Annotated in this window: 3 protein-coding genes; all 3 read left to right on the top strand. The window is 56.5% G+C overall.

Annotation, left to right across the window (positions count from 1 at the left end):
- Positions 1-512 precede the first annotated feature (512 nt).
- The gene (locus P792_RS25035; protein WP_161630822.1) at positions 513-1,550 is read left to right on the top strand and encodes a glycosyl hydrolase family 8; all 1,038 of its coding nucleotides are present in this window, start codon (positions 513-515) and stop codon (positions 1,548-1,550) included.
- A gap of 512 nt (positions 1,551-2,062) precedes the next feature.
- Positions 2,063-2,833 (top strand): cellulose synthase operon protein YhjQ/BcsQ, encoded by a 771-nt coding sequence (locus tag P792_RS25030; RefSeq protein WP_023978039.1) that lies wholly within the window; start codon positions 2,063-2,065, stop codon positions 2,831-2,833.
- Between the two features lie 13 nt (positions 2,834-2,846).
- Positions 2,847-5,828, top strand: a 2,982-nt coding sequence (bcsA, locus tag P792_RS25025; protein ID WP_023978038.1) for a UDP-forming cellulose synthase catalytic subunit, incomplete at its 3' end; no start/stop codon positions are given.

Genomic DNA, 5,828 nt, shown 5'->3' with positions numbered 1-5,828 from the left:
CGTCGCAACCTGGCCTAGACCAGCCTCGATATCCTGGCGAAGTATCGTGCGACAGGCTCAGAGTTGCCGAGGCGCGAGCGCCACAGGGCGAGTGAAATCATGAAAATATATGGACGACCATGCGCTTTGGCGCATTGAGTGTTAGACCGCTCATCTAATTATTCACCCGACGAGCGGTCCTGGACAGGTCTGCGGGCAGACAATCGGATTACTCGTCTCAGAAAAACGTGCTTAGCGAACCGTTGCTAGCAATTTCGAAATAAATCCTCCTGTATCATGTCCTGATTCTCAATCTTCCTTCTCCATTGAGAATTTATGAGGCGAAGTTTTCCAGCAAAATTAACGATATTTTTTCAACCCGTACATTGTCCGCTTGGGTGATCCTTAAACTTTAACGAAAAACACCTTGATTTCATCAACCTATTGACGAAATCAAAAAAAAAATAGCAAAGTCTTGTTGCGCATCGTTAGTGCGTTGCTCAAATCCTGAGAGATCATTAATGCTCCGTTCCATGGTCAGGCGCCAATTTTGCCGTGACTCACTTCTCGCTGCAGCGTCCTTCGGCATCGCCGGGGAGTCTTTTGCGCAGACGCAAGGACTGGGCGACCCTGACTGGGAGCTTTACAAGAAAAAATACCTGCGCCCCGAGGGACGCATCGTGGATACGGGGAACCAGGACGTATCGCATTCGGAAGGGCAGGGATACGGGCTGCTTTTTGCCTCGACGTTCAACGATCAGGCTGCGTTCGACCAGATATGGGCGTGGACGAGAGATAATCTCAAGCATAAGGACGGCAGCCTCCATAGCTGGAGATGGACGCCAACAGCGCCTCATGTGAGTGATACGAACAATGCGACGGATGGTGATCTTATGATCGCCTGGGCATTGCGCAGGGCCGCGATCCTGTGGCGGTCGGAAGCCTATCTCGACCAGGCGAAGGCCATATTGCACGACCTGGCTAAAAAATGCGTACGCAAGGTTGGCAGTCGCCTTGTTTTATTGCCCGGTATGAAAGGGTTTGACCGACCGAAATCGGTCATCATCAATCTTTCGTACTATCTGCTGCCAGCACTCGACCGCGCCGTACTGCTCGACCCGTCTGGGCCCTGGAAAAGCGTCAGCGAGCATGGACAACAACTACTCCAGAGCTGCCGTTTCGGCTTGTGGGGCTTGCCGCCTGATTGGCTTGCGATTGATCGAAAGTCAGAAAGGCTGGTTCCCGCTCCCGGCTATCCGCCCCGGTTTTCGTACGATGCGATACGGATCCCGCTCTATTTCAGATGGGGCAAGCGTCTCCCGGCCACGCTTACGCAGTCGCTTTACGCTGTGAGCCAGAACTACTCGATGACAGCGCTCCCTGCATGGGTCGATCTCATGACGGGTGAGCGCTCGCCCTATAACGCACCTCCTGGTTTCAGGGCAGTTTATCTGTTCGCACTTAACGGTTCAGATGCTCTGTCGGATCTGCCGAACATCAAGGAGAGTAGTGATTACTACTCATCCTCCCTGACACTTCTCGCAAGAATAGCCTCCATGGAGATGGTTTGATGCCCGATACATTCAAAATACTTCATGAGTCATTTTCTGAGCCCTTGCCAGTGACGGAGGACGAAGGCTTCCATGACTTTAACGCCCTGTCGCGCATTGCTGCTGCGGGTGAGCCCATAAGCGAGCCTGTTCCGGTGCCCGAGCCCCCGCGTGTGACGCCAGCCGAACCTCCGTCGTCATACCGGCACACCTCCCCACAGGTGGCGCAACCCCAGCCGGAAGCGCCGGCGAAGCCAGTTTGGGGAAAAACACAGATAGAGCCGCCCCCAGCGACACCAGCTCCGCAAGCGCAACCTGTACAAAGGGAGGTTGTGCCACCCACGGAAGCGGTTGCGTCAGCGGGGTCAGGCACGCAGGCAAATGATGCTTGGCGTGATCTGCCGCTTCAGAATCTGTTGGCACGACTGCGCACCAGTGTTCCCGTCGTGAACGACACACCCAAACGACTGCATGGAATGTTTCGCCGCTGAAATAGTTCATTTTCCAAAACAAGCGGAAGCAAGAATAAAAGTATGACTCTGATCTGCGTAGCCTCTCCAAAGGGCGGTGTTGGTAAAACCATGTTGGCGGCGCACCTGGCCGATGAGATACGTCGTGCGGGTGTTCCACATGTAGTCGCCATCGATCTCGATCCACAAAACGCGCTTAGGCTGCATTTTGGTGTTCCCATGGCGCACCGATACGGTCTGTCGAGCTGCATTGCCGCTGGCCGTTCGTGGGAAGGCGCACTGATGTCGACCTCTAATGACATCCAGCTTTATCCGTTTGGATCTCAGCCTTTGCACGCTCAGGCGGAGTTCGAAGAGGCCATCAGAAATCGTCCCGATCTCATCGCGTCCGAGGTCGCACGCCTGAGCGAACGCAGTGATACTGTTGTGATTGTCGATACCTCGCCGGGTTATTCGGTCGCCTTTTCAACTATTTTGCCGATCGCCAACGTCGTTGTTACGGTCATGACGGCAGAAGCCTCCTGTATCTCCCTCCTGCCCGATATCCATGCTGCCAGCTGTTATGGCATTCCGGCGGCCGAGGCCGCTCACTTCACACACCGTGTCATTGTCAACCGGTTTGACCCGCTGAACCGCGTAGGTGCCATGGCGCTGCCGCAGATCGTGCGTCGTATCGGTCCGATGCATCTCGGGACGATCTGCCGGGATGAGCATGTAGGGGAGGCTTTCGCGAGCCAGCGCCTGGTTCAGCATTATGCGCCCTATTCGAGGGCTGCGGCTGATCTGGAGCTTGTGGGTACGCGGTTGATCCAGACCATCACCAATCTGCATTGAGGCGAGGTCGTAGATGAAGCACGTACGCCATAGCATCGCCTTCCTGGAATCATGGATCGATGATGCGCATCATTCGCCCGCGCGCACAGCCATAAAGACAGGGCTGATTTCCTTCGCCATTCTCTGCATGGTGATTGCGGCGTTCGTGCACCTCAATCTCGCCGGACAGACAATCGTCTGTATCTTCGGCATCGTTCTCTTCATGCTCGTCAACAGGCATCCGGGGCCTCGTGCCACGCTTGTTCTGAAGGGGCTGTCGATCATTGTATCGCTGCGCTATCTCAGCTGGAGATTGACCGAGACGCTCAATTTCAGCTCATGGACGCAGTCGATACTGGGCAGCGTGCTCGTCCTTGCTGAGATCTACGCCTTCGTCATGTTGATCCTCAGCTACTTCCAGACGCTTCATCCGCTGGGGCGTGAAGTCACCCCCATGCCCAAGGACATCACGACTTGGCCAAGCGTTGATATCTATATCCCCACCTACAATGAAGAGCTGCGCATCGTCCGCCAGACGGTACTAGCCGCCCTGGGCATCGACTGGCCCAGAGACAGAATCAACGTCTATCTGCTCGATGATGGTCACCGCGAAGAGTTCCGTGAATTCGCCGAAGCCTGTGGAGCTGGGTATATCGCCCGTTCCGAGCATAATCATGCCAAGGCAGGCAATCTCAATCATGCCATGCAGCTGACGAAGGGTGAGCTGATCGCGATTTTCGATTGCGATCATATCGCCAGCAGAACATTCCTGCAGGAGACGGTTGGTCCGTTCCTGCTGAAGCCTCACCTAGCGCTCATCCAGACCCCGCATCACTTCTATTCGCCTGATCCGTTTCAACGCAACTTCTCTCACGGTGCCGTCGTGCCACCTGAGGGAAATCTGTTTTACGGGCTCATCCAGGATGGCAATGATTTCTGGAACGCAACATTCTTCTGTGGCTCATGCGCCGTCATCCGGCGCACTGCGCTCGAGGAGATTGGTGGGGTGGCGGTCGAGACCGTAACCGAAGACATGCACACGGCGCTCAAGCTGCAGCGTCGCGGCTGGTCGACTGCCTATCTTGCCAAACCGTTGGCGGCCGGACTTTCCACCGAGCGTCTTATCCTGCACGTCGGTCAGCGCATGAGGTGGGCGCGTGGCATGTTGCAGATCATGCGCCTGGACAACCCCCTGACCGGGCCGGGACTCAATTTCGCGCAAAGGCTCTGCTATTTTGCGGCCATCGCCAGCTTTCTGTTCGCCATTCCACGCCTTATCTTTCTGACATCGCCCATGGCGTATCTTCTGTTCAATCAGACCCTTATTGATGCCTCGCCGTTCGCGATTGCGATCTACGCCCTGCCGCATCTCATACACAGCGTTCTCACGTCGGCCCGTACAAACAGGAACTGGCGTTATTCACTGTGGAGTGAAGTGTATGAGACGACACTGGCGCCATTCCTTGCGCGTGTGAGCGTCATGACGCTTATCTTTCCCCGTCGCGGAAAATTCAACGTCACCGAGAAGGGCGGATTGCTGGACCGTTCCTATCTCGATTGGAGCGCTGTCTATCCGAACGTCTATCTCGCCGCAGCGCTCCTTGCGACGCTTGGAGTGGGCCTGTTTCGCCTCGCACATACCCATCACGACACGATCGTCTCGAACGCGTTGCTTATGAACATCGTGTGGATCACGGTCAGTATCGTGATCGTGCTAGCAGCCATCTCGATCGGCCGTGAGTCGATGCAGATCCGTCGCAGCCATCGCGTCGAAATGGTTGTGCCTGTTACCGTTTGTACGGCTGATGGCCGGATGTTCCAGTACACCAGTGAGAACATGTCCTATGGTGGCGGAATGTTGCATGGGCACGCCCCGGTTGAGGCACTACCCGACGAGAGCCTGATCACCGTGCTCGTACCAGACCGCAACGAGACCTATGCGCTGCCTGCAAAGGTCATAAGCGCCACATCGCAAGGCACGCTGGCGCTCAGCTGGGCCACAACAACAATCATACAGGAGGCCCAGATCGTGCGAGTCATATTCGGTCGTCGGGACGCATGGGCCAGCTGGGCCGATTACAAGCCGGATAGCCTGCCGCGTTCGATCCTTCTCCTCCTGCGCAGCATTGTCGACCTCTTCAAGCCAGCGACTTTCCGCAAGAAAAAGCGCGGCGTAGCGCTGAAACCTCGTATCGCACAGGCGGTTCCACAGAAGACTGCCGTCGTGGTGCGCCCCAAAGCCGGGCTACTACAGGCCCTTCTACTTTCGCTTGGGCTGGGTACGACATTTACGGCTTCGATGGCGCATGCTCAGCAAAACCCGGCTGAGCTTCCCATGCCGGCCGGGGTACCTGCCGCCGCTGGTGCTTCGATTTCGACGCCTTCTGTCGGACGTCAGGCTCCAAATGCCGCCCCCTCCAACGTCTCTCCAGCACCGACTGCTGGCACCGCGCCAGCGGGGCCAACGGCTCCGGCCCCGGCAAACCCCGAACCGCAGCCTGCCGCCGAACCAGTTGCAAACCCGGAACTATCTCCTGCTGCTGATCTGCCTGGTCCCGCACGGGAAGAACTGGAGAATGCCCGGACGACGTCATGGAGCTTCACTCAGCTTGGGAGTGCCGACACTCTGATCATGACGCCATGGATTCCGATCCAGGGCCTCAATTTTGGTATCCCATCCTCGGAAGTCGTCACGGCAGCGACACTGACCCTGCACGGCTCAATGTCACCCGATATGCTGCCCGCGGGCAGTGGTGTGACGATTTTTCTCAACGATCAGTTCATCGGCGTTATCCATCCAGACAAGGCCAAACCGCAATTCGACGGCCTGACTTTCACGGTTAATCCGCTATTTTTCAAGGAGCACAATGTACTGACGTTCCATTTCGCAGGTCAGTACACTCTGAGTTGTGGCGATCAGACCAGTGCCCTTCTTTGGGCAAAGGTGCTGGGGCAATCGAGCCTGTCTATCACGTCGGCTCCCCTGCCGCCCTCGCGCGACCTTGCGACATTGCCC

It is taken from the genome of Asaia sp. SF2.1 (genome assembly GCF_000505765.1).
Classification (GTDB): Bacteria; Pseudomonadota; Alphaproteobacteria; order Acetobacterales; family Acetobacteraceae; genus Asaia; species Asaia bogorensis.
Note: the sequence above shows the minus strand (reverse complement) of the source record. Positions and strands in the feature narration are given on the sequence as shown.